This is a genomic window from Streptomyces sp. NPDC025806, assembly GCF_055558275.1.
In genome coordinates this window covers 49,375-72,771 of record NZ_JBVHMU010000013.1, presented here as the reverse complement: position 1 = coordinate 72,771, position 23,397 = coordinate 49,375, and the positions used below count along the sequence as shown (strand labels likewise).

Genomic DNA, 23,397 nt, shown 5'->3' with positions numbered 1-23,397 from the left:
GGCTGGTGCCCCGTACCGTATATGGGTTCGCTGTGGAAACGGCAGCGCCGGTAGGCTCTGATCTGCCGCATTCCGCCGTCGCGACGACCGTGACGGCTGTGACGACGACATACGAAGGACGATCGTGCTGATTGCCGGGTTCCCCGCCGGGGCCTGGGGCACCAACTGTTACCTGGTTGCCCCCGCCGCGGGTGAGGAGTGCGTGATCATCGACCCCGGCCACCAGGCCACCCAGGGAGTCGAGGAAGCGCTGAAGAAGCACCGGCTCAAGCCGGTCGCCGTCATCCTCACGCACGGGCACATCGACCATGTCGCCTCGGTCGTCCCCGTGTGCGGAGCGCACGACGTGCCCGCGTGGATCCACCCCTCGGACCGCTACATGATGAGTGACCCGGAGAAGGGCATCGGCCGTTCCATCGGCACCCAGCTGATGGGCGAGCTGACCGTGGGCGAGCCCGACGACGTGCGGGAGCTGACCGACGGCGCCCGGCTGAAGCTGGCCGGACTCGACTTCTCCGTGGCCCACGCGCCCGGCCATACCAAGGGGTCGGTGGCCTTCCAGATGCCCGAGACCGCGGACATCCCGTCCGTCTTCTTCTCGGGCGATCTGCTCTTCGCCGGCTCCGTCGGACGCACCGACCTTCCCGGTGGCTCCATGGACGACATGCTCGAATCGCTGGCCCGTGTGTGCCTGCCGCTCGACGACTCGACCGTGGTCCTCTCCGGGCACGGCTCCCAGACCACCATCGGCCAGGAGCGCGCCACCAACCCGTATCTGCGGCAGGTGGCCGCCGGCCAGGGAACCTCCACCGAGGCTCCCCGACGAGGAATGTGACGAGAAGACTCCCGTGAGTACCTTCCAGGCCCCCAAGGGCACGTACGACCTGCTTCCCCCGGACTCCGCCACCTACCTGGCGGTGCGCGAGGCGATCTCCACACCGCTGCGCAACTCCGGCTACGGCTACATCGAGACCCCCGGCTTCGAGAACGTCGAGCTGTTCGCGCGCGGTGTCGGCGAGTCCACCGACATCGTCACCAAGGAGATGTACGCCTTCGAGACCAAGGGCGGCGACAAGCTCGCCCTGCGCCCCGAGGGCACCGCCTCCGTGCTGCGCGCCGCCCTGGAGGCCAACCTCCACAAGGCGGGCAACCTCCCCGTCAAGCTCTGGTACTCGGGCTCGTACTACCGCTACGAGCGCCCCCAGAAGGGCCGCTACCGCCACTTCTCGCAGGTCGGCGCCGAGGCGATCGGCGCGGAGGACCCGGCGCTCGACGCCGAGCTGATCATCCTGGCCGACCAGGCGTACCGCTCGCTCGGCCTCAGGAACTTCCGCATCCTGCTGAACTCGCTGGGCGACAAGGAGTGCCGCCCCGTGTATCGGGAGGCGCTGCAGACGTTCCTGCGCGGCCTCGACCTCGACGAGGACACCCTGCGCCGCGCCGAGATCAACCCGCTGCGCGTCCTCGACGACAAGCGGCCCGACGTCCAGAAGCAGCTCACGGACGCGCCGCTGCTGCGCGACTACCTGTGCGACGCCTGCAAGGCGTACCACGAGCAGGTGCGCGAGCTGCTCGTCGCCGAGGGAGTCGCCTTCGAGGACGATGCCAAGCTGGTCCGCGGGCTCGACTACTACACCCGTACGACCTTCGAGTTCGTCCACGACGGTCTCGGCTCGCAGTCCGCGGTGGGCGGCGGTGGCCGCTACGACGGGCTCTCCGAGATGATCGGCGGCCCCTCGCTGCCGTCCGTCGGCTGGGCGCTCGGCGTCGACCGCACGGTGCTCGCCCTGGAGGCGGAGGGCGTCGAGCTGCGGCTCCCGTCCACCACCAGCGTGTTCGCGGTGCCGCTCGGCGACGAGGCGCGGCGCGTGCTCTTCTCCAAGGTGACGGAGCTGCGGCGGGCCGGGATCTCGGCGGACTTCTCGTTCGGCGGCAAGGGTCTCAAGGGCGCGATGAAGAACGCGAACCGCTCGGGGGCGCGCTTCACGATCGTCGCCGGTGAGCGCGATCTCGCCGAGGGCGTCGTGCAGCTCAAGGACATGGAGTCCGGAGAGCAGGACGCGGTCGCCGTCGACCAGGTCGTGGACGTGCTCCGCGCCCGGCTGGCCTGATTCCACGCCCCTGGAGGCATGCGCCGTGCGCGTGGCCTCCAGGGGCGCTGCTTATGCGTAGCGAACGGTGAACTCACAGGCGCGTACGGCACAATGACCCTGCCCGCAAGCCCTCTGACCCACGGATCGGCGTGATGAGCCAGACGACACCCGCACGAGACAGCCTCTCCGACGACACCGGGGACGGAGGCAGGCCCAGGACCGTCGGCGGCAGCCGCGGATTCGGACTGCTCCTGGTGATCACCGGAGCGGCGGGACTGCTCGCCGCGTGGATCATCACCCTCGACAAGTTCAAGCTGCTCGAGGACCCGAACTTCACGCCGGGCTGCTCGATCAACCCGGTCATCTCCTGCGGCAGCATCATGAAGAGCGACCAGGCCTCGGTCTTCGGCTTCCCGAACCCGATGCTCGGCCTCGCCGCCTACGCGATCGTGATCTGCGTCGGCATGAGCCTGCTGGCCCGCGCCTCGTTCCCGCGCTGGTACTGGCTGACGTTCAACGCGGGCTGCCTGTTCGGCGTCGGATTCGTCAGCTGGCTGCAGTTCGAGTCCCTGTACCGGATCAACGCGCTGTGCCTGTGGTGCTGCCTGGCCTGGGTCGCCACGATCCTCATGTTCTGGTACGTCACGTCGTCGAACGTGCGCAACGGCTTCCTGCCCGCGCCCGGCTGGCTCAAGACCTTCTTCGAGGACTTCACCTGGGCCCTGCCGGTCGTGCACATCGGCATCGTTGCCATGCTGATCTTCACGCGCTGGGGCGACAAGCTCTGGGCCTGACCCGGCGTCCCGGCAGCGCCGCCGGCGTTGTCAGTGGGCTGACGTAGGGTTTTCGTCGTGGAGCCCGACCTGTTCACCGCCGCAGCCGAAGACCGCCAGGAGAAGGACCCGTCCGCGAGTCCGCTGGCGGTCCGGATGCGCCCGCGCACCCTCGACGAAGTCGTCGGCCAGCAGCACCTGTTGAAGCCGGGATCGCCGCTGCGCCGCCTCGTCGGCGACGGAGGCGGACCCGCGGGCGCCTCGTCCGTGATCCTCTGGGGCCCGCCCGGCATCGGCAAGACGACGCTGGCCTACGTGGTCTCCAAGGCGACGAACAAGCGGTTCGTGGAGCTGTCCGCGATCACCGCCGGCGTCAAGGAGGTCCGGGCCGTCATCGAGGGCGCCCGGCGCGCCATGGGCGGCCACGGCAAGGAGACCGTCCTCTTCCTCGACGAGATCCACCGCTTCAGCAAGGCCCAGCAGGACTCCCTGCTCCCCGCGGTGGAGAACCGCTGGGTGACGCTGATCGCGGCCACCACCGAGAACCCGTACTTCTCGGTGATCTCCCCGCTCCTGTCCCGCTCGCTCCTGCTCACCCTGGAGCCGCTCACCGACGACGACCTGCGGGGACTGCTCAAGCGGGCGCTGACCGAGGAGCGCGGGCTCGACGGCGCGGTCACCCTGGCCGACGACGCCGAGGAGCATCTGCTCCGGGTGGCCGGCGGCGACGCCCGGCGCGCGCTCACCGCCCTGGAGGCCGCGGCCGGAGCCGCCCTCGCCAAGAGCGAGGACACCATCACCCTGGAGAGCGTCGAGGAGACGGTCAACCGGGCGGCGGTGAAGTACGACCGCGACGGCGACCAGCACTACGACGTCGCCAGCGCCCTCATCAAGTCCATCCGCGGCTCGGACGTGGACGCGGCCCTGCACTATCTGGCCCGCATGATCGAGGCCGGCGAGGACCCCCGCTTCATCGCCCGCCGCCTGATGATCTCCGCGAGCGAGGACATCGGCCTCGCCGACCCGACGGCCCTGCCCACCGCGGTCGCCGCCGCCCAGGCCGTTGCCATGATCGGTTTCCCCGAGGCCGCCCTCACCCTGAGCCACGCCACGATCGCCCTCGCCCTGGCCCCGAAGTCCAACGCGGCGACGACCGCGATCGGCGCCGCCATGGAGGACGTCCGCAAGGGCCTGGCCGGCCCCGTCCCGGCCCACCTGCGCGACGGGCACTACAAGGGCGCCGCCAAGCTCGGCCACGCACAGGGCTACGTCTACCCGCACGACGTCCCCGGCGGCATCGCGGCGCAGCAGTACGCACCGGACGCGATCGCGGGCCGGCGGTACTACGAGCCGACCCGCTACGGCGCGGAGGCGCGGTACGCGGACGTCGTCGAGCGGGTCAGAGAGCGGCTGCGCGGGGACGCCAAGGGCTGAACGGCCCAGAACGTACCCCCGGAGCCCGGGCGTGGGGCCGTGGCGTCCCGCCCCGGAGAGATCCGGTAGACTTCCGCGCAGTGCTGTGTTCCGTGCCCGGTGTCCCGAAAGGGAGACGGGGCGTCACCAGAGCGGAACATCCAGCCGGATCCCCCGAACCGCGAGGCACAGGGGATCCAGGAGCGTCGCGCACCTTCGAAGGTGTCGCGGGCAGCCCACCACCTCCCCGGATCCCCGGAAGCAGGTCGGTGGGCCACTCGCGTGCTGCACGTACGTGCCCAGCTCCGGGAGCGGCTGCCTTCTCCGTCAGGAGAGGGTTTCCCGGGCTGCGGATGCGACCTCCCAAAACCCTGGTGAAGCCGTATTCGTAACAAGAACATGAGGTGTTTGGTTCATGGCGAACCAGTCCCGCCCCAAGGTCAAGAAGTCGCGTGCCCTCGGCATCGCGCTGACCCCGAAGGCTGTCAAGTACTTCGAGGCCCGCCCCTACCCGCCGGGCGAGCACGGCCGCGGCCGCAAGCAGAACTCGGACTACAAGGTCCGTCTGATGGAGAAGCAGCGCCTGCGCGCTCAGTACGACATCAGCGAGAAGCAGCTCGCCCGCGCCTACGACCGCGCCAAGAAGGTCGAGGGCAAGACGGGTGAGGCGCTCGTCGTCGAGCTCGAGCGTCGTCTGGACGCCCTGGTTCTCCGTTCGGGCATCGCCCGCACGATCTACCAGGCCCGTCAGATGGTCGTCCACGGCCACATCGAGGTCAACGGTGGCAAGGTCGACAAGCCGTCGTTCCGCGTCCGTCCCGACGACGTCGTGATGGTCCGCGAGCGCAGCCGCAACAAGCCGCTGTTCCAGGTCGCGCGTGAGGGTGGCTTCGCCCCCGAGGGTGAGACCCCGCGTTACCTCCAGGTCAACCTGAAGGCCCTGGCCTTCCGCCTGGACCGTGACCCGAACCGCAAGGAGATCCCCGTGATCTGCGACGAGCAGCTCGTCGTCGAGTACTACGCCCGCTGATCTCCCTCACCGGAGTCTCCTTCACGGGAGAGCGGACGTAGTACCACCTGCGTTTCAGCCCGTCGTCTCCCCGCCGTTCGCGGTGGGGGAGGCGGCGGGTTCGCGCGTTCCGGGACCGTTCTCCGCCGCGCGGGCGGGACGCGGCGCCGGCACGGTCGTCCACTGCCGCTCGCCCCGCGCCAGCACCCGCGCCACCACCTCGTCCGCGCCGAGCCGCTCGCCGGCGCGCGCCAGCTCGTCGAACCGCGCGTCACCCAGCGCCGCCCGCGCCCGCGCCGCGCACCACTCGTGCGGCCCGTTGAACTGCGCGGAGCCGAACAGCGGCAGCCCCACCGACGGCCAGATGCGCCCCGCCGCCCCCTGGAGCACGGCGCCCTCGGCCGCGTCGCCCTCCGCCACCGTCACCAGGGCGAGCAGCTCCACCGTGAGCACCAGGCCCAGCAGATCGTGGAACTCATGGTCGATGACCAGGCTCTCCACCAGCAGCTCGCGCGCCTTCGGCAGATCGCCCGCGTTCCACGCCGCGAACGCCAGGACGTAGAGCGCGTACGCCAGCGTCCAGCGCTCCCCGTGGTCCGCGCAGATGTCCCGCACGTCCTCGCACAGCGCCACGGCCTGCGGCAGATCACCCTGGAACGCCACCGCCATCGCCAGCTCGACCTGCCCCATCAGCACATTGCTGTTGAGCTCGCCGATCTCGCGGTACCGCTCCAGCGCGGCCCGCAGCAGCCGCTCCGCGCGCGGCAGGTCGTCGGTGACCAGGGCCAGGCACCCCGTCCGGTGCACGGCGTACGCGAGCGCCGTCGTGTGACCCGCGCACTCCGCGTCCTCGCGGCACTCCTCCAGCGCGGCCAGCGCCGCGACCACGTCGCCTTGGAGGACCGCCACGTACCCGAGCACCCAGAGCGCCTTGAGCCGCGCGTCCCGGTACTCGTCGGGGTCCGCGTCGTCCTCGCCGGGGTCGCCGTCGGGCCCGATGCTGCGGTCCAGCCAGTGCCGGCCCTCCGCGAGCCGCCCGCAGCCCGCCCAGTAGAACCACAGCGTGCCCGCCAGATACCGGCCCAGATGCCCCTCGCCAGGCTCCGAGAGGCAGAACTCCAGCGCGGCCCGCAGATTCGGCAGCTCCGCGTCGATCCGCGCCGCGACCTCGCTCTGCCGCGGCGAGAACCAGTCCAGCTCGCACCAGGTCGCGAGCCCCAGGTACCAGTCCCGGTGCCGGCGCCGCATCCGCCCGGTGTCACCGAGCGAATCCAGCCACTCGGCGCCGTACGCGCGGACCGTGTCGAGCAGCCGGTAGCGGACCCCGCCCGGCCCCTCCTCGCGCAGCACCACGGACTGGGCGAGCAGCGCGTCGAGCACGTCGAGGATCTCGTCGTGGCGCAGCCCGTCGCCGCCGCACACGTACTCGGCGGCCTCCAGGTCGAAGGGGCCGGAGAACACCGAGAGCCGCGCCCACAGCAGCCGCTCCGGCGCCGTGCACAGCTCGTGGCTCCAGCCGATCGTCGTGCGCAGCGTCTGATGCCGGGGCAGCGCGTCCCGCCCGCCGCCGGTCAGCAGCCGGAACCGGTCGTCGAGCCGCTCCAGGAGCTGCGCCGGCGACAGCGCCCGCAGCCGGCCCGCCGCCAGCTCCACCGCCAGCGGCAGACAGTCCAGGCGCCGGCACAGCTCCAGGACGTCCGGTCCGGACCCGGCGCCGAACCCCGGCAGCAGCCCCCGCGCCCGGTCCGCGAACAGCTCCGCCGCGTCCTGCGCCGTGAGCGGCGCCAGCGGGAACAGCCGCTCTCCGGCCAGCGTCAGCGGCCTGCGGCCCGCCGCGATCACCCGCAGCTGCGGCGCGGCCCGCAGCAGGTCCCGGACCAGGGAGGCGCAGGCGTCGACGACGTGCTCGTAGCCGTCCAGGACGAGGATCAGGTGCCGCTCCGCGAGATGGTCGACCAGGACCTGGCGGGGCGGGCGGGTCGTGTGGTCGGTCAGGCCGAGCGCCTGGGCCAGCGCGTGCTCGACGAGCTCACCGCCGCGCACCGGCGTGAGCTCCACCCGCCACACCCCGTCCCGGCGCAGCCGCGTGGGGGCGCGGGCCGCGGCGTGCGCCGCGAACCGGGACTTGCCGACACCGCCCACGCCGGTCACCGTCACCAGACGCGCCGTCTCCAGATCGCGCAGCAGCGCGGAACGCTCGGCGGCGCGACCGACGAAACGGTTCAGTTCGTGGGGGAGGTTTCCGGGGCGCGGGGGACCGGACGACGGGTGGTCGGGGCCGTCGGGGCACGGAGTGCGTCGCATGGAGAACGGAGCGTACTCATCCGTACGCGGTCCGTACAATCGGTCGAGCTGAAGAGGGGGCCGCGCGAAGGCGGAACTGGGTGCGGAGTGCGGGGCCGGGCGCGATAGGCTCGGGGACGACTTTTCGATGTTCAGCGGTTCAGCGATGGCGAATCAGGCAGTGCCGATTCAGGTGGTGCTGATTCAGGCAGTGCCTATTCAGAAAGTGGTGACAGGTGTCCGGTGGAGAGGTGGCCGGGATCCTGGTGGCCGTCTTCTGGGCGATCCTGGTCTCCTTCCTCGCGGTGGCACTCGTGAGGCTGGCCCAGACGCTCAAGGCGACCACCAAGCTGGTCGCGGACGTGACCGAGCAGGCCGTGCCGCTGCTCGCCGACGCCTCCGCCGCGGTGCGCTCCGCGCAGACCCAGATCGACCGGGTCGACGCGATCGCCTCCGACGTCCAGGAGGTCACGTCGAACGCGTCGGCGCTCTCCTCCACCGTGGCCTCCACCTTCGGCGGCCCGCTCGTCAAGGTGGCCGCCTTCGGGTACGGCGTGCGCCGGGCCATCGGCGGCCGGGGCAAGGACGTGCCCGCCAAGCAGGACCGACGTACCGTGATCGTGGGCCGCACGCTCCCGGCATCGCGCCGTGCCAAGCGGGCCGACCGGAATAAGAGGGACTGACCGAGCGATGTTCCGCCGTACGTTCTGGTTCACCGCGGGCGCAGCCGCCGGCGTGTGGGCCACCACCAAGGTCAACCGCAAGCTGAAGCAGCTCACCCCCGAGAGCCTCGCCGCCCAGGCCGCCAACAAGGCGGTCGAGGCGGGCCACAAGCTCAAGGACTTCGCCCTCGACGTCCGGGACAACATGGCCGAGCGCGAGGCGCAGCTCGGTGACGCACTGGGCCTCAACGACCCGGTGGACCGCGAACTGCCCGCACAGCGCGGCTTCGCCGTCATCGAGAACACCTTCAGTACGCACACCAAGCAACCCAAGTACCTCGAGAACACCAGGTACTCGAGCAACAACCGGAATGAGGACCACTGATGGAGTCGGCTGAAATCCGCCGTCGCTGGCTGAGCTTCTTCGAGGAGCGTGGCCACAAGGTCGTGCCCTCGGCGTCGCTCATCGCGGACGACCCGACTCTGCTGCTCGTCCCCGCGGGCATGGTCCCGTTCAAGCCGTACTTCCTCGGCGAGGTCAAGCCGCCCGCCCCGCGCGCCACCTCCGTCCAGAAGTGCGTGCGCACGCCGGACATCGAAGAGGTCGGCAAGACCACCCGCCACGGCACGTTCTTCCAGATGTGCGGCAACTTCTCCTTCGGCGACTACTTCAAGGAAGGCGCCATCAAGTACGCCTGGGAGCTGCTCACCAGCCCCCAGGACAAGGGTGGTTACGGCCTGGAGCCCGAGAAGCTCTGGATCACCGTCTACCTGGACGACGACGAGGCCGAGCGCATCTGGCACGAGGTCGTCGGCGTACCCAAGGAGCGCATCCAGCGCCTGGGCAAGAAGGACAACTTCTGGTCCATGGGCGTCCCGGGCCCCTGCGGTCCCTGCTCCGAGATCAACTACGACCGCGGCCCCGAGTTCGGCGTCGAGGGCGGCCCGGCCGTCAACGACGAGCGGTACGTGGAGATCTGGAACCTGGTCTTCATGCAGTACGAGCGCGGCGTCGGCATCGGCAAGGAGGACTTCGAGATCCTCGGCGACCTGCCGTCGCAGAACATCGACACGGGCCTCGGCCTCGAGCGCCTCGCGATGATCCTGCAGGGCGTGCAGAACATGTACGAGACGGACACCCTCCGTGTCGTCATCGACAAGGCCACCGAGCTGACCGGCGTCCGCTACGGCGCCGAGCACGCCTCGGACGTGTCGCTGCGCGTCGTCGCCGACCACATGCGCACCTCCACGATGCTCATCGGCGACGGCGTCACCCCCGGCAACGAGGGCCGTGGCTACGTGCTGCGCCGCATCATGCGCCGCGCCATCCGCAACATGCGCATCCTCGGCGCCACCGGCCCGGTCGTGCAGGAGCTCCTCGACGTCGTGATCGACACGATGGGCCTGCAGTACCCGGAGCTGATCACCGACCGCAAGCGCATCGAGCAGGTCGCGCTCGCCGAGGAGGCCGCGTTCCTCAAGGCCCTCAAGGGCGGCACGAACATCCTGGACACCGCGGTCGAGGAGACCAAGGCCGCCGGCAAGAGCGTCCTCGCGGGCGACAAGGCGTTCCTGCTCCACGACACGTGGGGCTTCCCGATCGACCTCACCCTCGAGATGGCCGCCGAGCAGGGCCTGTCCGTGGACGAGGACGGCTTCCGCCGCCTGATGAAGGAGCAGCGGGAGCGCGCCAAGGCCGACGCCCAGGCCAAGAAGACCGGTCACGCCAACGTCGGCGCCTACCGCGAGATCGCGGACGCCGCCGGTGCCACCGACTTCATCGGCTACACGGCGACCCAGGGCGAGTCCACCGTCGTCGGCCTGCTGGTCAACGGCGTCTCCGCGCCGGCCGCCAGCGAGGGCGACGAGGTCGAGGTCGTCCTCGACCGCACCCCGTTCTACGCCGAGGGCGGTGGCCAGATCGGCGACACCGGCCGCATCAAGCTGGACAACGGCGCGATCGTCGAGATCCGCGACTGCCAGAAGCCGGTCCCGGGCGTCTACGTCCACAAGGGCACCGTCCAGGTCGGCGAGGTCACCGTCGGCGCCACGGCCCAGGCGATCATCGACGTGTCCCGCCGCCGCGCCATCGCCCGCGCCCACTCGGCCACGCACCTGACGCACCAGGCGCTGCGCGACGCGCTCGGCCCGACGGCCGCCCAGGCCGGTTCGGAGAACCAGCCGGGCCGCTTCCGCTTCGACTTCGGTTCGCCGTCCGCCGTGCCCACGGCCGTGATGACGGACGTCGAGCAGAAGATCAACGAGGTCCTCGCGCGCGAGCTCGACGTGCAGGCCGAGGTCATGTCGATCGACGACGCCAAGAAGCAGGGCGCCATCGCCGAGTTCGGCGAGAAGTACGGCGAGCGCGTCCGCGTCGTCACCATCGGCGACTTCTCCAAGGAGCTGTGCGGCGGCACCCACGTGCACAACACGGCCCAGCTCGGCCTGGTGAAGCTGCTCGGCGAGTCCTCCATCGGCTCCGGCGTGCGCCGCATCGAGGCCCTGGTCGGCGTCGACGCGTACAACTTCCTCGCCAAGGAGCACACGGTCGTCGCCCAGCTCCAGGAGCTGGTCAAGGGCCGCTCCGAGGAGCTGCCGGAGAAGATCTCGGCGATGCTCGGCAAGCTGAAGGACGCCGAGAAGGAGATCGAGAAGTTCCGCGCGGAGAAGGTCCTCCAGGCCGCCGCCGGGCTCGCCGACTCCGCCAAGGACGTCCGCGGCGTCGCCGTCGTCACCGGCCAGGTCCCGGACGGCACGACCGCCGACGACCTGCGCAAGCTGGTCCTCGACGTGCGCGGTCGCATCCAGGGCGGGCGCCCGGGGGTCGTGGCCCTGTTCACCACGGCCAACGGCAAGCCGCTCACGGTCATCGCGACCAACGACGCCGCCCGCGACCGCGGTCTCAAGGCCGGCGACCTGGTCCGCACGGCCGCCAAGACCCTCGGCGGCGGTGGCGGCGGCAAGCCGGACGTCGCCCAGGGCGGCGGCCAGAACCCGGCCGCGATCGGTGACGCCATCGACGCCGTCGAGCGCCTCGTCGGGGAGACCGCGAACTGATGCGCAGAGGCCGCCGACTGGCGATCGACGTCGGGGACGCCCGGATCGGGGTCGCGTCCTGCGACCCCGACGGGATCCTGGCGACGCCGGTGGAGACCGTGCCGGGACGCGACGTCCCGGCCGCCCACCGGCGGCTCCAGGCGATCGTTCAGGAGTACGAACCGATCGAGGTCGTCGTCGGTCTCCCTCGCTCCCTCAAGGGGGGCGAGGGCCCGGCCGCCGTCAAGGTCCGTGGCTTCGCCCAGGAGCTCGCGCGCGGGATCGCCCCGATCCCCGTACGGCTCGTGGACGAGAGGATGACCACAGTGACGGCCAGCCAGGGCCTGCGGGCCAGCGGCGTCAAGTCCAAAAAGGGCCGCTCTGTCATCGATCAGGCAGCCGCCGTGATCATCCTGCAGCAGGCGCTGGAGTCCGAACGGGCGTCAGGTAAAGCTCCGGGCGAGGGCGTCGAAGTGGTCATCTGATCGCGATACGGTAACGTCTCGCGCGACCGGCGGCGTTCGAACAGCTGCCGCACAGCATCAAGAGGCGGATCGGTCGCCCTGCCTGACGGGACAGCGGCACACCCCCGCCTCGCGGCTTGTAGGGGACCGATGACTGAGTATGGCCGGGGCCAAGGCTCCGAACCGTGGCATCCCGCGGACCCGCTGTACGGGGACCAGGGATGGCAGCAGGCCGGGGACGGCCAGTCTGCCTACGGCGGCCAGGGGCAGTACGACCCGCAGCAGTCCTACGGCGGTGACTGGGGTACGAACGGCGGTCAGCAGGCCGGCTACGGGCAGGACTCCTACGGTCAGCAGCAGTACGGCGGACAGCAGCAGGGCCACGGCCAGGGCGGCTGGGACACCGGTGCGCACGGGCAGATGCCGTACGGCAACGACCCCGCGGACCCGTACGGCACCGGGCAGCAGGCCGCGTACAGCGCGGAGGAGCCCGACTACTACAACACCCCGGGTGCCTACCCGCCGCCCGAGCCGCCGGGCCGCCGCCGCGCACCGGAGGCGAACCCCGAGCCGGCCGAGTGGGACGCGGGCCCCGACCAGGGCGAACACGCGTTCTTCAACGGGGACGACGAGGACGACGACTTCGAGGACGACGGCCGCTCCGGGCGCCGCGGCCGCGGTGGCAAGAAGCCGAAGAAACGCCGCAGCGGCTGTGCCTGCCTCGTCCTGACCCTGGTCTTCGCGGCCGGTGTCGGCGGCGTCGGCTATTTCGGCTACGAGTTCTACCAGGATCGTTTCGGCTCCTCCCCGGACTACGCGGGCGACGGCAACGGAGAGACGGTCACGGTCGTCATCCCCAAGAACGCCGGCGGCTACGAGATCGGCCAGAAGCTCAAGGCGGCCGGCGTCGTCCAGAGCGTCGACGCCTTCGTCGCCGCCCAGCAGGCCAACGAGAACGGCACCTCCATCCAGGACGGCGCGTACGTCCTGGAGAAGGAGATGTCCGCGTCCAGCGCCGTCGACCTGCTGCTCAGCCCGAAGAGCCGGGCCAACCTCACGATCCCCGAGGGCCGGCGCAACGCGTGGGTCTACGCCGAGATCGACAAGAAGCTCCATGTCGACAAGGGCACGACCGCGGGCGTCGCGAAGAAGCAGTACAAGGACCTGGGCCTGCCCGGCTGGGCCGAGGGCCACGCCAAGCTGAAGGACCCGCTGGAAGGGTTCCTCTACCCGTCGAGCTACGCGGCGGCCAAGGGCATGAAGCCCGAGGACGTGCTCAAGCAGATGGTCGAGCGGTCCAACGAGAACTACAAGCGGCTCGATCTCGAGGGCAAGGCCAAGAGCCTCAAGCTCGACTCGCCCTGGCAGCTGCTCACCGTCGCCAGCCTCGTGCAGGCCGAGGGCAAGACGCACGACGACTTCCGCAAGATGGCCGAGGTCGTCTACAACCGCCTCAAGCCGACGAACACGGAGACCAACCAGCTCCTCCAGTTCGACTCGACCTTCAACTATCTGAAGGGCCAGAGCGAGATCAACATCGGCGAGGGCGAGATCAACAGCAACATGGACCCGTACAACACGTACACGCGCAAGGGTCTGCCGCCCGGTCCCATCGGGAACCCCGGCGAGGAGGCGCTCGCCGCGACGCTGAAGCCGACCAAGGACGGCTGGATGTACTTCGTCGCGACGGACGGCATGCACAAGACCGAGTTCGCGAAGACCAACGCCGAATTCGAACGACTCAAGGCGAAGTTCAATGACAGTCAGGGCAACTGAGGTGCCGGGACCCGGCGTGCACAAGGCGGCCGTCCTCGGTTCGCCCATCGCCCACTCCCTGTCGCCTCAGTTGCACAACGCGGCGTACGCGGCCCTGGGCCTGGACGACTGGACGTACGGCCGCTTCGACGTCGACGAGGCCGCGCTGGCCGGCTTCCTCGAAGGGCTCGGCCCCGAGTGGGCCGGGCTGTCGCTGACCATGCCGCTCAAGCGGGCGGTCATCCCGCTGCTCGACGAGATCACCGACACCGCCCGCTCCGTCGAGGCCGTGAACACCGTCGTGTTCCACGCCGACGGGCGGCGGACCGGCGACAACACCGACATCCCCGGGCTCGTCGCCGCGCTGCACGAGCAGGGCGTCGACAAGATCGAGTCCGCCGCGATCCTCGGCGCCGGCGCCACCGCGTCCTCGGCGCTCGCCGCGCTCGCCCGGATCTGCTCGGGCGAGGTCGTCGCGTACGTGCGCAGCGCGCAGCGGGCCGACGAGATGCGCGGCTGGGGCGAGCGGCTCGGAGTCCAGGTGCGCACCGCGGACTGGGCCGACGCCGAACGGGCCTTCGCGGCGCCGCTGGTGATCTCCACGACGCCCAAGGGCGGCACGGACCACCTGGCGAGCCTCGTGCCCGAGCGCGTCGGGACGCTCTTCGACGTGGTCTACGACCCGTGGCCGACGCCCCTCGCGGCGGCCTGGCAGCAGCGCGGCGGTCCCGTGCTCAGCGGCCTGGACCTCCTCGTCCACCAGGCGGTCTTCCAGTTCGAGCAGTTCACGGGCGACCGCCGGCCGGTGCTCGACGCGATGCGCGAGGCGGGCCTGCGCGCGCTCGGCTGACCTGCGTGATCACCGATCCGTCTCACGGGCCGTCCGCAAGGCGGACACGGCGCCGGTCGCCCCGTGCGACGTGGGAGGATCGGGGGAGACACGGAGAGCGCGAGCATGAGGAGCACCGTTGAGCAGGTTGCGCTGGCTGACCGCGGGGGAGTCGCACGGCCCCGCACTCGTCGCGACGCTGGAGGGGCTTCCCGCCGGCGTTCCGATCACCACGGAGATGGTGGCGGACCACCTGGCACGGCGGCGGCTCGGATATGGGCGCGGGGCGCGGATGAAGTTCGAGCGTGACGAGGTCACGTTCCTGGGCGGTGTCCGGCACGGTCTGTCGCTGGGTTCCCCGGTCGCGGTCATGGTGGGCAACACCGAGTGGCCGAAGTGGGAGCAGGTCATGTCGGCCGACCCGGTCGACCCCGAGATCCTCAAGGACCTCGCGCGCAACGCGCCGCTGACCCGGCCCCGGCCCGGTCACGCGGACCTGGCGGGCATGCAGAAGTACGGCTTCGACGAGGCCCGGCCGATCCTGGAGCGTGCCTCGGCGCGTGAGACGGCGGCGCGGGTGGCGCTGGGCGCGATCGCGCGGTCGTACCTGAAGGAGACGGCCGGGATCGAGATCGTCTCGCACGTCGTCGAGCTGTGTTCGGTGAAGGCGCCGCAGGGTGTGTACCCGACGCCGGCCGACGTGGAGAAGCTGGACGCGGACCCGCTGCGCTGCTTGGACGCGGACGCGTCGAAGCGGATGGTCGCGGAGGTCGACCAGGCGCACAAGGACGGCGACACCCTGGGCGGTGTGGTCGAGGTCCTCGCCTACGACGTGCCGGTGGGCCTGGGCTCGCACGTGCACTGGGACCGCAAGCTGGACGCGCGGCTGGCCGGTGCGCTCATGGGCATCCAGGCGATCAAGGGCGTCGAGATCGGTGACGGTTTCGAGCTGGCGCGGGTGCCGGGTTCGCAGGCGCACGACGAGATCGTGAACACGCCGGAGGGCATCCGCCGGGTGTCCGGGCACGCGGGCGGCACCGAGGGCGGTCTGTCCACGGGCGAGCTGCTGCGGGTCCGCGCGGCGATGAAGCCGATCGCGACGGTGCCGCGCGCGCTCAAGACGGTCGACGTGACGACGGGCGAGGCCGCGCAGGCCCACCACCAGCGTTCCGACGTCTCGGCCGTTCCGGCGGCGGGCATCGTCGCGGAGGCGATGGTCGCTCTCGTCCTGGCGGACGCGGTGGCGGAGAAGTTCGGCGGCGACAGCGTGCCCGAGACGCGGCGCAACGTGCGCTCGTACCTCGACCACCTCCAGATCCGGTGACCGGCCCGAAGGTCGTCCTCGTCGGCCCCATGGGCGTCGGCAAGTCCACGGTGGGCGCACAGCTCGCCGAGCGGCTCGGCTGCGCTTTCCGTGACACCGACGAGGACATCGTGGCGGCGCAGGGCCGGGCGATCGCCGACATCTTCGTCGACGAGGGCGAGGCGCACTTCCGCGCCCTGGAGAAGGCCGCCGTCGCGGCGGCGCTCGCCGAGCACGACGGGGTCCTGTCGCTGGGCGGCGGCGCGATCCTGGACGCCGACACCCGCGCGCTCCTCGCCGGTCACGCCGTGGTCTACCTCTCCATGGACGTGGAGGAGGCGGTCCGGCGCACCGGTCTGAACGTGGCCCGGCCGCTCCTCGCGGTCAACCCGCGCAAGCAGTGGCGGGAGTTGATGGAGGCGCGCCGGCACTTGTACACCGAGGTCGCCCGGGTGGTCGTGGCCACCGACGGCCGCACACCCGACGAGGTCACCGAAGAGGTCCTCGACGCACTGGAGTTGAAGCAGGCATGACGGATCAGATCACGCGCGTCCAGATCGCCGGCACGGCCGGCACCGACCCGTACGAGGTGCTGGTGGGCCGTCAGCTCCTGGGCGAGCTGGGCGCGTTGATCGGTGACAAGGCGAAGCGGGTGGCGATCGTGCACCCCGAGGCGCTGGCCGAGACGGGTGACGCGCTGCGCGCCGATCTGGCCGAGCAGGGTTTCGAGGCCGTCGCGATCCAGGTGCCGAACGCGGAGGAGGCGAAGACCGCGGAGGTCGCCGCCTACTGCTGGAAGGCGCTGGGCCAGTCGAACTTCACCCGCTCCGACGTGATCGTCGGCGTGGGCGGCGGCGCGACGACGGACCTGGCCGGGTTCGTCGCCGCGACCTGGCTGCGCGGGGTCCGCTGGATCGCCGTCCCCACCACCGTCCTGGCGATGGTGGACGCGGCCGTCGGCGGGAAGACGGGCATCAACACCGCCGAGGGCAAGAACCTCGTCGGCTCCTTCCACCCGCCGGCCGGCGTCCTGTGCGACCTGGCGGCTCTGGACTCGCTGCCGGTCCACGACTACGTGTCCGGTCTGGCCGAGATCATCAAGGCCGGTTTCATCGCCGACCCGAAGATCCTCGACCTGATCGAGGCCGACCCGCAGGCGGCCCGCACCCCGGCCGGCCCGCACACGGCCGAGCTGATCGTGCGTTCCATCGAGGTCAAGGCCGAGGTCGTCTCCGGCGACCTCAAGGAGTCCGGCCGCCGCGAGATCCTCAACTACGGCCACACCCTCGCGCACGCCATCGAGAAGAACGAGCGCTACAAGTGGCGCCACGGCGCCGCCGTGTCCGTGGGCATGCACTTCGCCGCCGAACTGGGCCGTCTCGCCGGCCGCCTCGACGACGCGACCGCCGACCGGCACCGCACGGTCCTCGAGTCCGTGGGCCTGCCCCTGAGCTACCGCTACGACCAGTGGCCCAAGCTCCTGGAGACGATGAAGGTCGACAAGAAGTCCCGCGGCGACCTGCTGCGCTTCATCGTCCTCGACGGCCTCGGCAAGCCCACCGTCCTGGAGGGCCCCGACCCGGCGGTCCTCCTCGCCGCGTACGGCGAAGTGGCCGAATAACGCCGCTCGTTCAGCTTCGGGCACTTTGTGACCGCCCCGGCCGTTCACACAACGTCGGCCGGGGGCGGTACCGTTCGGTAGCGCCCTGTTCGGCGTCCCAGTGACCGTTGTACGAGATGGAGTGGCACCGGATGCAGCACGCAGTGGGGTCCCCGCTGCCACCGCCCCATCGCCCGGGGCACGGACCGGCCGGCCCGTGGACCCAGGCGCGGCAGGCGCAGCAGCCCCCGGGTGCGCCCGGCTTCACCGGTGCCCCGCACCATCCCCCGGTGCCTCCGCACCCGCAGGCCCCCCAGGGGCCGCACCCCCATCCCCAGGGCCCGCCCCCCGTCGCGGGACCCCCGCCGCTGCGTGACACCACGGGCCATGTGGCGCTCCCGCCCGGCGGCCCGGTCGCCGTGCCGAGTCCGCCGCCCGCCCAGGCCCCCGCGGACCCCTCCGCCACGACCCTGGCCGTGCTCCTCATAGGCCCCGCCGGCGCGGGCAAGACCAGCGTGGCCAAGTACTGGGCCGAGAGCCGCCGCGTCCCCACCGCCCACATCAGCCTGGACGACGTCCGCGAATGGGTGCGCTCCGGCTTCGCGGACCCCCAGACGGGGTGGAACGACAACAGTGAGGCGCAGTACCGCCTCGCCCGCCGCACCTGCGGCTTCGCCGCGCGCAACTTTCTGGCCAACGGGATCTCCTGCATCCTCGACGACGCCGTCTTCCCCGACCGACCCGTCGTCGGCCTCGGCGGCTGGAAGCGGCACGTCGGCCCCGGCCTCCTGCCCGTCGTGCTGCTCCCCGGCCTGGAGATCGTCCTGGAGCGCAACGCGCGACGCAGCGGCAATCGCCGGCTGACCGACGAGGAGGTCGCCCGCATCCACGGCCGCATGGCCGGCTGGTACGGCTCCGGCCTGCCCATCATCGACAACTCGCAGCTGGACGTGCCCGGCACCGCCCAGGTCCTGGACGACGTCCTGGCCCGCGCCATCGCCAGCCCGCCCACGTGGTGACACCCGGCCTCGCACAGGCCCGCACACCGGCCTGCGCACCAGGTCACCGAGGGGCGACGCCCGTCCGGACGCGCTGAACCGGCCGGGCCGCGCCCACGCTCGTACGCTCGATCTCATGTCAGAGGTGTACGCGGCCCGTCGGGACCGGCTCCGAGAGCGCGCGACGGCGGGCGGCAGCGCCGCCGCCCTCGTGTCGCGGCCTGCCAATGTCCGATATCTCGCCGGTGCGGCCCCGCAGGGCGCCGTGCTGCTGCTGGGCCGAGAACCCGGCGGTGGCGGCGACGCGCTGCTGTGCGCGAGTCCGCCGAGCGGGCAGATCGCCGAGGGCCGGGCCGACGAGAGCCTGCGGGTGCAGGTCCTCGCCGCCCCCGCGGGTGATCCGGCCGTGGCCGCCGCGGACGTCGCGGCCGCGCAGGGCGCCGACTCGCTCGCCGTCGAGGAGCACGACCTGACGGTCTCCCGGCACCGGGCGCTCGCCTCCGTCGCGCCCCGGCTCCAGCTCACCGATCTCCACCGGGCCGTCGAGCAGCTGCGCTTCGTCAAGGACGAGGAGGAGATCTCCTGTCTGCGGATGGCCGCGGAGATCGCCGACCAGGCGCTCGGTGAACTCCTGGAGTCGATCCTCGTCGGCCGTACCGAGCGGCACCTCGCCCTGGAACTGGAACGTCGACTTGTCGACCACGGCGCCGACGGTCCGGCCTTCCCGACCTCCGTGGGCACCGGGCCCAACTCCGGCCGCGGCGGGCACCGGCCCAGCGACCGGCGGGTCGAGGAGGGAGATTTCCTCTCCGTGTGCCTCGGTGCGACGTACCGCGGATACCGGTGCGAGATCGGCCGCACGTTCGTCATCGGGACCACGCCCGCGGACTGGCAGATCGAGCTCTACGACCTCGTCTTCGCCGCTCAGCGGGCCGGGCGGGAGAGCCTCGTGCCCGGCGCCGAGTGCCGTGAGGTGGACCGGGCCGCCCGGCACGTACTGGCCTCGGCGGGGTATGGTGACGGACTCGCACAACTGACCGGACACGGGGTGGGGCTCGAAATCGACGAGGACCCGCAGTTGGCCCCCGCCGCCATGGGTAAACTGGACGCCTGTGTGCCGGTCACCGTCGAACCGGGGGTCCACCTCCCGGGCCGGGGCGGCGTCCGGATCGATGACACGCTCGTCGTCCGCCCCGAGGCGGACGGCGGACCCGAGCTACTCACCATCACGACCAAGGAGCTGCTCGCGCTGTAGCCGACGGCTACGCGCTGTGCCCCGGGGTCGTCCACGTCAGTCCAGGAGATTCCGCAACCGTGGCTTCCACGAACGACCTCAAGAACGGCCTTGTGCTCAAGCTCGAAGGCGGCCAGCTCTGGTCCGTCGTCGAGTTCCAGCACGTCAAGCCCGGCAAGGGCCCGGCCTTCGTGCGCACCAAGCTCAAGAACGTGCTCTCCGGCAAGGTCGTCGACAAGACGTTCAACGCCGGCGTCAAGGTCGAGACGGCCACGATCGACAAGCGCGACATGCAGTTCTCGTACATGGACGGCGACTACTTCGTCTTCATGGACATGGAGACCTACGACCAGCTGCACGTCGACCGCAAGGCCGTCGGCGACGCCGCCAACTTCCTGATCGAGGGCTTCACCGCCACGGTCGCCCAGCACGAGGGCGAGGTGCTCTTCGTCGAGCTGCCGGCCGCCGTCGAGCTGACCATCCAGGAGACCGAGCCGGGCGTGCAGGGCGACCGCTCCACCGGTGGCACCAAGCCCGCCACCCTGGAGACCGGCCACCAGATCCAGGTCCCGCTCTTCATCACCACGGGCGAGAAGATCAAGGTCGACACCCGCGACAGCGGCTACCTCGGCCGGGTGAACAGCTAACCGTGGCTGCCCGTAACACGGCCCGCAAGCGCGCCTTCCAGATCCTCTTCGAGGCAGACCAGCGCGGCGCCGACGTCCTGACGGTCCTCGCGGACTGGATCCGGCACTCCCGCAGCGACACGCGGCAGCCGCCCGTCAGCGAGTACACGATGGAGCTGGTCGAGGGGTACGCCAAGAAGGCGACCCGGATCGACGAGCTCATCTCGCAGTACGCCGTCGGGTGGACCCTGGACCGGATGCCGGTCGTCGACCGCAACATCGTGCGGATCGGCGCCTATGAGCTGGTCTGGGTCGACGGGACCCCGGACGCCGTGGTGCTCGACGAGGCCGTCTCGCTGGCCAAGGAGTTCTCCACCGACGAGTCCCCGGCGTTCATCAACGGGCTTCTGGGTCGCTTCAAGGACCTGAAGCCCTCGCTCCGCCGCGACGAGGCGTAGCGCTGCCGCTCGGTACCGGGTGTTTTTGGGGCCCGGGGCGGAACCTCCTGTGGGGGTTCTGCTCCGGGCTTCGGTGCGTTCTGGGGGAGCGGCGGGCGGCTTCGCGCCGTGGGTTCACTGCTTCGTCGCCGGGTGCGGGTTGCGTCGTGGCTGGTCGCGCAGTTCCCCGCGCCCCTGGAAGGCAGCGGCTTCGCCGCGCCTTCCCCCGATTACAGGGACCCCGCACCGCGACGGGGGAAATGCGCCCGAAGGGCAGGCATTTCAGGGGCGCGGGGAACTGCGCGAGAAGCCCCACCGGAGGGTTCGCCGAAAAACCGGCCGAAGCCCCGCAGGGTCACGCGCTGCTGTCGACGCGCGTACACCGATCCGGACACGGAAACGGCCCGAGGGGCGGAACCGGATGGTTCCGCCCCTCGGGCCGTGACGTTTCTGCTGGGTCAGGCCTCTTCGTGGGCCACCGCGCGGCGCGCATCCGCGTCGAGGACGCCCCAGCTGATCAGCTGCTCGGTCAGGACCGAGGGCGACTGGTCGTAGATGACCGCGAGGGTGCGCAGGTCGTCCTGGCGGATCGACAGCACCTTGCCGTTGTAGTCACCGCGCTGGGACTGGATCGTCGCCGCGTAGCGCTGCAGCGGGCCGGCCTTCTCCGGTGGCACGTGGGCCAGCCGCTCCAGGTCCAGGACCAGCTTCGGCGGCGGCTCGGCGGCGCCGCCGGGGGTCGTGCCCGGCAGCAGCTCCTGCACCGGGACGCCGTAGAAGTCCGCCAGTTCGGCGAGACGCTGCACGGTCACGGCGCGGTCGCCGCGCTCGTACGACCCCACCACGACCGCTTTCCAGCGTCCCTGGGACTTCTCCTCGACGCCGTGGAGGGAAAGGCCCTGCTGGGTGCGGATCGCACGGAGCTTGGCCCCGAGCTGTTTGGCGTATTCGCTGGACATATAGCTCCCCGGACACTGCATCACTGTGCGGCTCCGCCGCGTGGCTGGTAACTCACTGTGAGGTTACGCAGCGTTACTTGGCCGCGTCAAGCCGAATGGTCCGTACCGACCTTCTCGTGAATCCGGGCTTTCCGCACCTCCAGAGCGGGGCCGGGTGGGTGATCAGGGGTGTTCCGTGGCTGGTAGACTCGGTGGCGCAATTTCGACGTCCTTTAAGGTCCGTCCCGTGAGGCGGAGAAGGAGGTCCGTTTTTTATGGACACGAACAGCACCGATGCCCGGCCCGTACTCGAAGGCCCTGACATCGAGCGGGTACTGACCCGTATCGCCCACGAGATCGTCGAGCGCGCCAAGGGCGCCGAGGACGTGGTCCTCCTGGGCATCCCCACGCGAGGCGTCTTCCTCGCCCGCCGCCTGGCCGAGAAGCTCGCCGAGGTCACCGGGCGCACCATCCCCGTCGGGTCCCTCGACATCACGATGTACCGCGACGACCTGCGCATGCACCCGCCGCGCGCGCTCGCCCGCACCGAGATCCCCGCCGCCGGCATCGACGGCCGCCTGGTCGTGCTCGTCGACGACGTGCTGTTCTCCGGCCGCACCATCCGGGCCGCCCTCGACGCCCTGAACGACATCGGGCGTCCGCGTGCCGTGCAGCTCGCGGTCCTCGTCGACCGCGGCCACCGCGAACTCCCGATCCGTGCCGACTACGTCGGCAAGAACCTCCCCACGTCGCTGCGGGAGACGGTCAAGGTCCAGCTCGCCGAGGAGGACGGCCGCGACGCCGTGCTGCTCGGTGCCAAGCCGGACGCCAAGGCAGCCGAGCAGTAGCCACGGTCCGACGGCGTGCGCCCCGCGGGCGTACGCCCGCGAACGTGCGCCCTCGCGCGCCTGAATGCCCCGATATCTCCTGATCTTCTCCTGACTTCGCTACGGAGCACCCCAGATGATGCGACACCTCATCTCGGCCGCCGACCTCACCCGCGACGACGCCGTGCTCATCCTCGACACCGCCGAGGAGATGGCCCGCGTCGCGGACCGGCCCATCAAGAAACTGCCCGCCCTGCGCGGCCGCACCGTGTGCAACCTCTTCTTCGAGGACTCCACCCGCACCCGGATCTCCTTCGAGGCCGCCGAGAAGCGCCTCTCCGCCGACGTCATCAACTTCGCCGCCAAGGGCTCCAGCGTCTCCAAGGGCGAGTCCCTCAAGGACACCGCGCAGACCCTGGAGGCCATGGGCGTCGACGCCGTCGTCATCCGGCACAGCGCCTCCGGCGCCCCGTACCGCCTCGCGAACTCCGGCTGGATCGACGCCCCGGTGATCAACGCGGGCGACGGCACCCACCAGCACCCCACCCAGGCGCTGCTCGACGCGTTCACCATGCGCCGCCGCCTCGTCGGCGCCGACGCCGGGATCGGCCAGGGCCTCGACGGCCGCCGCGTCACCATCGTCGGCGACATCCTGCACAGCCGCGTCGCCCGCTCGAACGTGGACCTGCTGCACACCCTCGGCGCCGAGGTCACCCTCGTCGCCCCGCCCACCCTGCTCCCGGTCGGCGTCGACTCCTGGCCCTGCGAGGTCTCGTACGACCTCGACGCCACGCTGCCCAAGACCGACGCCGTGATGATGCTCCGCGTCCAGCGCGAGCGGATGAACGCCGCGTTCTTCCCGACCGAGCGCGAGTACACCCGCCGCTACGGCCTGGACGCCGAGCGTCTCGCCAAGGCGCCCGCACACGCCATCGTGATGCACCCCGGCCCGATGGTCCGCGGCATGGAGATCTCCGCCGAGGTCGCCGACTCCGAGCGCTGCACGGTCGTCGAACAGGTCGCCAACGGTGTGCACACCCGGATGGCCGTCCTCTACCTGCTTCTGGGCGGCAACGAGCCCGCCGTCAGCCACTCTCGTACCGAGGAGAACAAGTAA

The 23,397-nt window shown here is 71.0% G+C and carries 22 protein-coding genes; 20 read left to right on the top strand and 2 right to left on the bottom strand.

Going from position 1 to position 23,397, the window contains the following annotated elements; all coding sequences use genetic code 11:
* The first annotated feature begins 124 nt into the window (after nt 1-124).
* The 5 genes from ACZ4E1_RS27430 (at nt 125) to rpsD (ending at nt 5,309) form a co-directional block, all read left to right on the top strand.
* Entirely contained in the window at nt 125-835 is a 711-nt protein-coding gene (locus tag ACZ4E1_RS27430; protein WP_467544035.1) for an MBL fold metallo-hydrolase, read from the top strand.
* 13 nt (nt 836-848) lie between these two features.
* On the top strand, nt 849-2,111 hold the full coding sequence (gene hisS, locus ACZ4E1_RS27425; protein WP_467544033.1) for a histidine--tRNA ligase: 1,263 nt from the start codon (nt 849-851) through the stop codon (nt 2,109-2,111).
* A gap of 134 nt (nt 2,112-2,245) precedes the next feature.
* Nucleotides 2,246-2,887, top strand: coding sequence for a vitamin K epoxide reductase family protein (locus ACZ4E1_RS27420; protein ID WP_467544030.1), 642 nt, complete (start codon nt 2,246-2,248; stop codon nt 2,885-2,887).
* Between the two features lie 57 nt (nt 2,888-2,944).
* Nucleotides 2,945-4,300 (top strand): replication-associated recombination protein A, encoded by a 1,356-nt coding sequence (locus ACZ4E1_RS27415; RefSeq protein ID WP_467544028.1) that lies wholly within the window; start codon nt 2,945-2,947, stop codon nt 4,298-4,300.
* 394 nt (nt 4,301-4,694) lie between these two features.
* Nucleotides 4,695-5,309 (top strand): 30S ribosomal protein S4, encoded by a 615-nt coding sequence (rpsD, locus tag ACZ4E1_RS27410; protein WP_188340014.1) that lies wholly within the window; start codon nt 4,695-4,697, stop codon nt 5,307-5,309.
* 54 nt (nt 5,310-5,363) lie between these two features.
* On the opposite strand, the gene ACZ4E1_RS27405 is transcribed toward rpsD, so the two are convergent.
* Complete coding sequence (locus tag ACZ4E1_RS27405) at nt 5,364-7,592, bottom strand: ATP-binding protein (RefSeq protein WP_467544024.1); 2,229 nt, start codon at nt 7,590-7,592, stop codon at nt 5,364-5,366.
* 215 nt (nt 7,593-7,807) lie between these two features.
* On the opposite strand from ACZ4E1_RS27405, the gene ACZ4E1_RS27400 reads away from it, so the two are divergent.
* The 13 genes from ACZ4E1_RS27400 (at nt 7,808) to nusB (ending at nt 20,536) form a co-directional block, all read left to right on the top strand.
* Nucleotides 7,808-8,254 (top strand): DUF948 domain-containing protein, encoded by a 447-nt coding sequence (locus ACZ4E1_RS27400; protein ID WP_467544021.1) that lies wholly within the window; start codon nt 7,808-7,810, stop codon nt 8,252-8,254.
* A 7-nt stretch (nt 8,255-8,261) separates the two neighbouring features.
* Entirely contained in the window at nt 8,262-8,618 is a 357-nt protein-coding gene (locus ACZ4E1_RS27395; RefSeq protein ID WP_467544018.1) for a DUF6167 family protein, read from the top strand.
* Complete coding sequence (gene alaS / locus ACZ4E1_RS27390) at nt 8,618-11,290, top strand: alanine--tRNA ligase (RefSeq protein WP_467544015.1); 2,673 nt, start codon at nt 8,618-8,620, stop codon at nt 11,288-11,290. The genes ACZ4E1_RS27395 and alaS overlap by 1 nt, the downstream gene beginning before the upstream one ends.
* Complete coding sequence (gene ruvX, locus ACZ4E1_RS27385; protein ID WP_384623348.1) at nt 11,290-11,754, top strand: Holliday junction resolvase RuvX; 465 nt, start codon at nt 11,290-11,292, stop codon at nt 11,752-11,754. The genes alaS and ruvX overlap by 1 nt, the downstream gene beginning before the upstream one ends.
* Before the next feature lie 129 nt (nt 11,755-11,883).
* The gene (gene mltG, locus ACZ4E1_RS27380) at nt 11,884-13,509 is read left to right on the top strand and encodes an endolytic transglycosylase MltG (protein ID WP_467544009.1); all 1,626 of its coding nucleotides are present in this window, start codon (nt 11,884-11,886) and stop codon (nt 13,507-13,509) included.
* On the top strand, nt 13,490-14,338 hold the full coding sequence (locus ACZ4E1_RS27375; RefSeq protein ID WP_467544007.1) for a shikimate dehydrogenase: 849 nt from the start codon (nt 13,490-13,492) through the stop codon (nt 14,336-14,338). Before mltG ends, ACZ4E1_RS27375 begins: the two co-directional genes overlap by 20 nt.
* Before the next feature lie 118 nt (nt 14,339-14,456).
* Entirely contained in the window at nt 14,457-15,641 is a 1,185-nt protein-coding gene (gene aroC, locus ACZ4E1_RS27370) for a chorismate synthase (RefSeq protein WP_467544004.1), read from the top strand.
* 29 nt (nt 15,642-15,670) lie between these two features.
* The gene (locus ACZ4E1_RS27365) at nt 15,671-16,153 is read left to right on the top strand and encodes a shikimate kinase (protein ID WP_467544371.1); all 483 of its coding nucleotides are present in this window, start codon (nt 15,671-15,673) and stop codon (nt 16,151-16,153) included.
* Nucleotides 16,150-17,241, top strand: coding sequence for a 3-dehydroquinate synthase (gene aroB, locus ACZ4E1_RS27360; RefSeq protein WP_467544002.1), 1,092 nt, complete (start codon nt 16,150-16,152; stop codon nt 17,239-17,241). Before ACZ4E1_RS27365 ends, aroB begins: the two co-directional genes overlap by 4 nt.
* 131 nt (nt 17,242-17,372) lie before the next feature.
* A complete protein-coding gene (locus ACZ4E1_RS27355) occupies nt 17,373-18,239 on the top strand; it encodes a Pro-rich N-terminal domain-containing protein (RefSeq protein WP_467544000.1) in 867 nt (288 codons plus the stop codon).
* A gap of 115 nt (nt 18,240-18,354) precedes the next feature.
* The gene (locus tag ACZ4E1_RS27350; protein ID WP_467543998.1) at nt 18,355-19,473 is read left to right on the top strand and encodes an aminopeptidase P family protein; all 1,119 of its coding nucleotides are present in this window, start codon (nt 18,355-18,357) and stop codon (nt 19,471-19,473) included.
* Between the two features lie 59 nt (nt 19,474-19,532).
* Nucleotides 19,533-20,099, top strand: a complete 567-nt coding sequence (gene efp, locus ACZ4E1_RS27345; RefSeq protein ID WP_365577681.1) for an elongation factor P — start codon at nt 19,533-19,535, stop codon at nt 20,097-20,099.
* Between the two features lie 2 nt (nt 20,100-20,101).
* A complete protein-coding gene (nusB, locus tag ACZ4E1_RS27340; RefSeq protein WP_188340028.1) occupies nt 20,102-20,536 on the top strand; it encodes a transcription antitermination factor NusB in 435 nt (144 codons plus the stop codon).
* 437 nt (nt 20,537-20,973) lie between these two features.
* On the opposite strand, the gene bldD is transcribed toward nusB, so the two are convergent.
* Nucleotides 20,974-21,474 (bottom strand): transcriptional regulator BldD, encoded by a 501-nt coding sequence (gene bldD / locus ACZ4E1_RS27335; RefSeq protein ID WP_093894511.1) that lies wholly within the window; start codon nt 21,472-21,474, stop codon nt 20,974-20,976.
* A gap of 254 nt (nt 21,475-21,728) precedes the next feature.
* Here bldD and pyrR point away from each other — a divergent pair, with 254 nt between their 5' ends.
* Both pyrR and ACZ4E1_RS27325 read left to right on the top strand, forming a co-directional pair.
* Nucleotides 21,729-22,301 carry a bifunctional pyr operon transcriptional regulator/uracil phosphoribosyltransferase PyrR gene (gene pyrR / locus ACZ4E1_RS27330; RefSeq protein ID WP_467543992.1) on the top strand — a complete coding sequence of 191 codons (573 nt, stop codon included), beginning with the start codon at nt 21,729-21,731 and terminating at the stop codon, nt 22,299-22,301.
* A gap of 115 nt (nt 22,302-22,416) precedes the next feature.
* On the top strand, nt 22,417-23,397 hold the full coding sequence (locus ACZ4E1_RS27325) for an aspartate carbamoyltransferase catalytic subunit (RefSeq protein WP_467543989.1): 981 nt from the start codon (nt 22,417-22,419) through the stop codon (nt 23,395-23,397).

What these genes read in the sequence shown, in the direction of transcription:
- ACZ4E1_RS27420 (WP_467544030.1), top strand. Translation starts at nt 2,246, where the DNA reads ATGAGCCAGACGACACCCGCACGAGACAGCCTCTCCGACGACACCGGG.
- rpsD (WP_188340014.1), top strand. Translation starts at nt 4,695, where the DNA reads ATGGCGAACCAGTCCCGCCCCAAGGTCAAGAAGTCGCGTGCCCTCGGC.
- ACZ4E1_RS27405 (WP_467544024.1), bottom strand. Translation starts at nt 7,592, where the DNA reads ATGCGACGCACTCCGTGCCCCGACGGCCCCGACCACCCGTCGTCCGGT.
- ACZ4E1_RS27395 (WP_467544018.1), top strand. Translation starts at nt 8,262, where the DNA reads ATGTTCCGCCGTACGTTCTGGTTCACCGCGGGCGCAGCCGCCGGCGTG.
- alaS (WP_467544015.1), top strand. Translation starts at nt 8,618, where the DNA reads ATGGAGTCGGCTGAAATCCGCCGTCGCTGGCTGAGCTTCTTCGAGGAG.
- ruvX (WP_384623348.1), top strand. Translation starts at nt 11,290, where the DNA reads ATGCGCAGAGGCCGCCGACTGGCGATCGACGTCGGGGACGCCCGGATC.
- mltG (WP_467544009.1), top strand. Translation starts at nt 11,884, where the DNA reads ATGACTGAGTATGGCCGGGGCCAAGGCTCCGAACCGTGGCATCCCGCG.
- ACZ4E1_RS27375 (WP_467544007.1), top strand. Translation starts at nt 13,490, where the DNA reads ATGACAGTCAGGGCAACTGAGGTGCCGGGACCCGGCGTGCACAAGGCG.
- ACZ4E1_RS27365 (WP_467544371.1), top strand. Translation starts at nt 15,671, where the DNA reads ATGGGCGTCGGCAAGTCCACGGTGGGCGCACAGCTCGCCGAGCGGCTC.
- aroB (WP_467544002.1), top strand. Translation starts at nt 16,150, where the DNA reads ATGACGGATCAGATCACGCGCGTCCAGATCGCCGGCACGGCCGGCACC.
- ACZ4E1_RS27355 (WP_467544000.1), top strand. Translation starts at nt 17,373, where the DNA reads ATGCAGCACGCAGTGGGGTCCCCGCTGCCACCGCCCCATCGCCCGGGG.
- ACZ4E1_RS27350 (WP_467543998.1), top strand. Translation starts at nt 18,355, where the DNA reads ATGTCAGAGGTGTACGCGGCCCGTCGGGACCGGCTCCGAGAGCGCGCG.
- bldD (WP_093894511.1), bottom strand. Translation starts at nt 21,474, where the DNA reads ATGTCCAGCGAATACGCCAAACAGCTCGGGGCCAAGCTCCGTGCGATC.
- pyrR (WP_467543992.1), top strand. Translation starts at nt 21,729, where the DNA reads ATGGACACGAACAGCACCGATGCCCGGCCCGTACTCGAAGGCCCTGAC.
- ACZ4E1_RS27325 (WP_467543989.1), top strand. Translation starts at nt 22,417, where the DNA reads ATGATGCGACACCTCATCTCGGCCGCCGACCTCACCCGCGACGACGCC.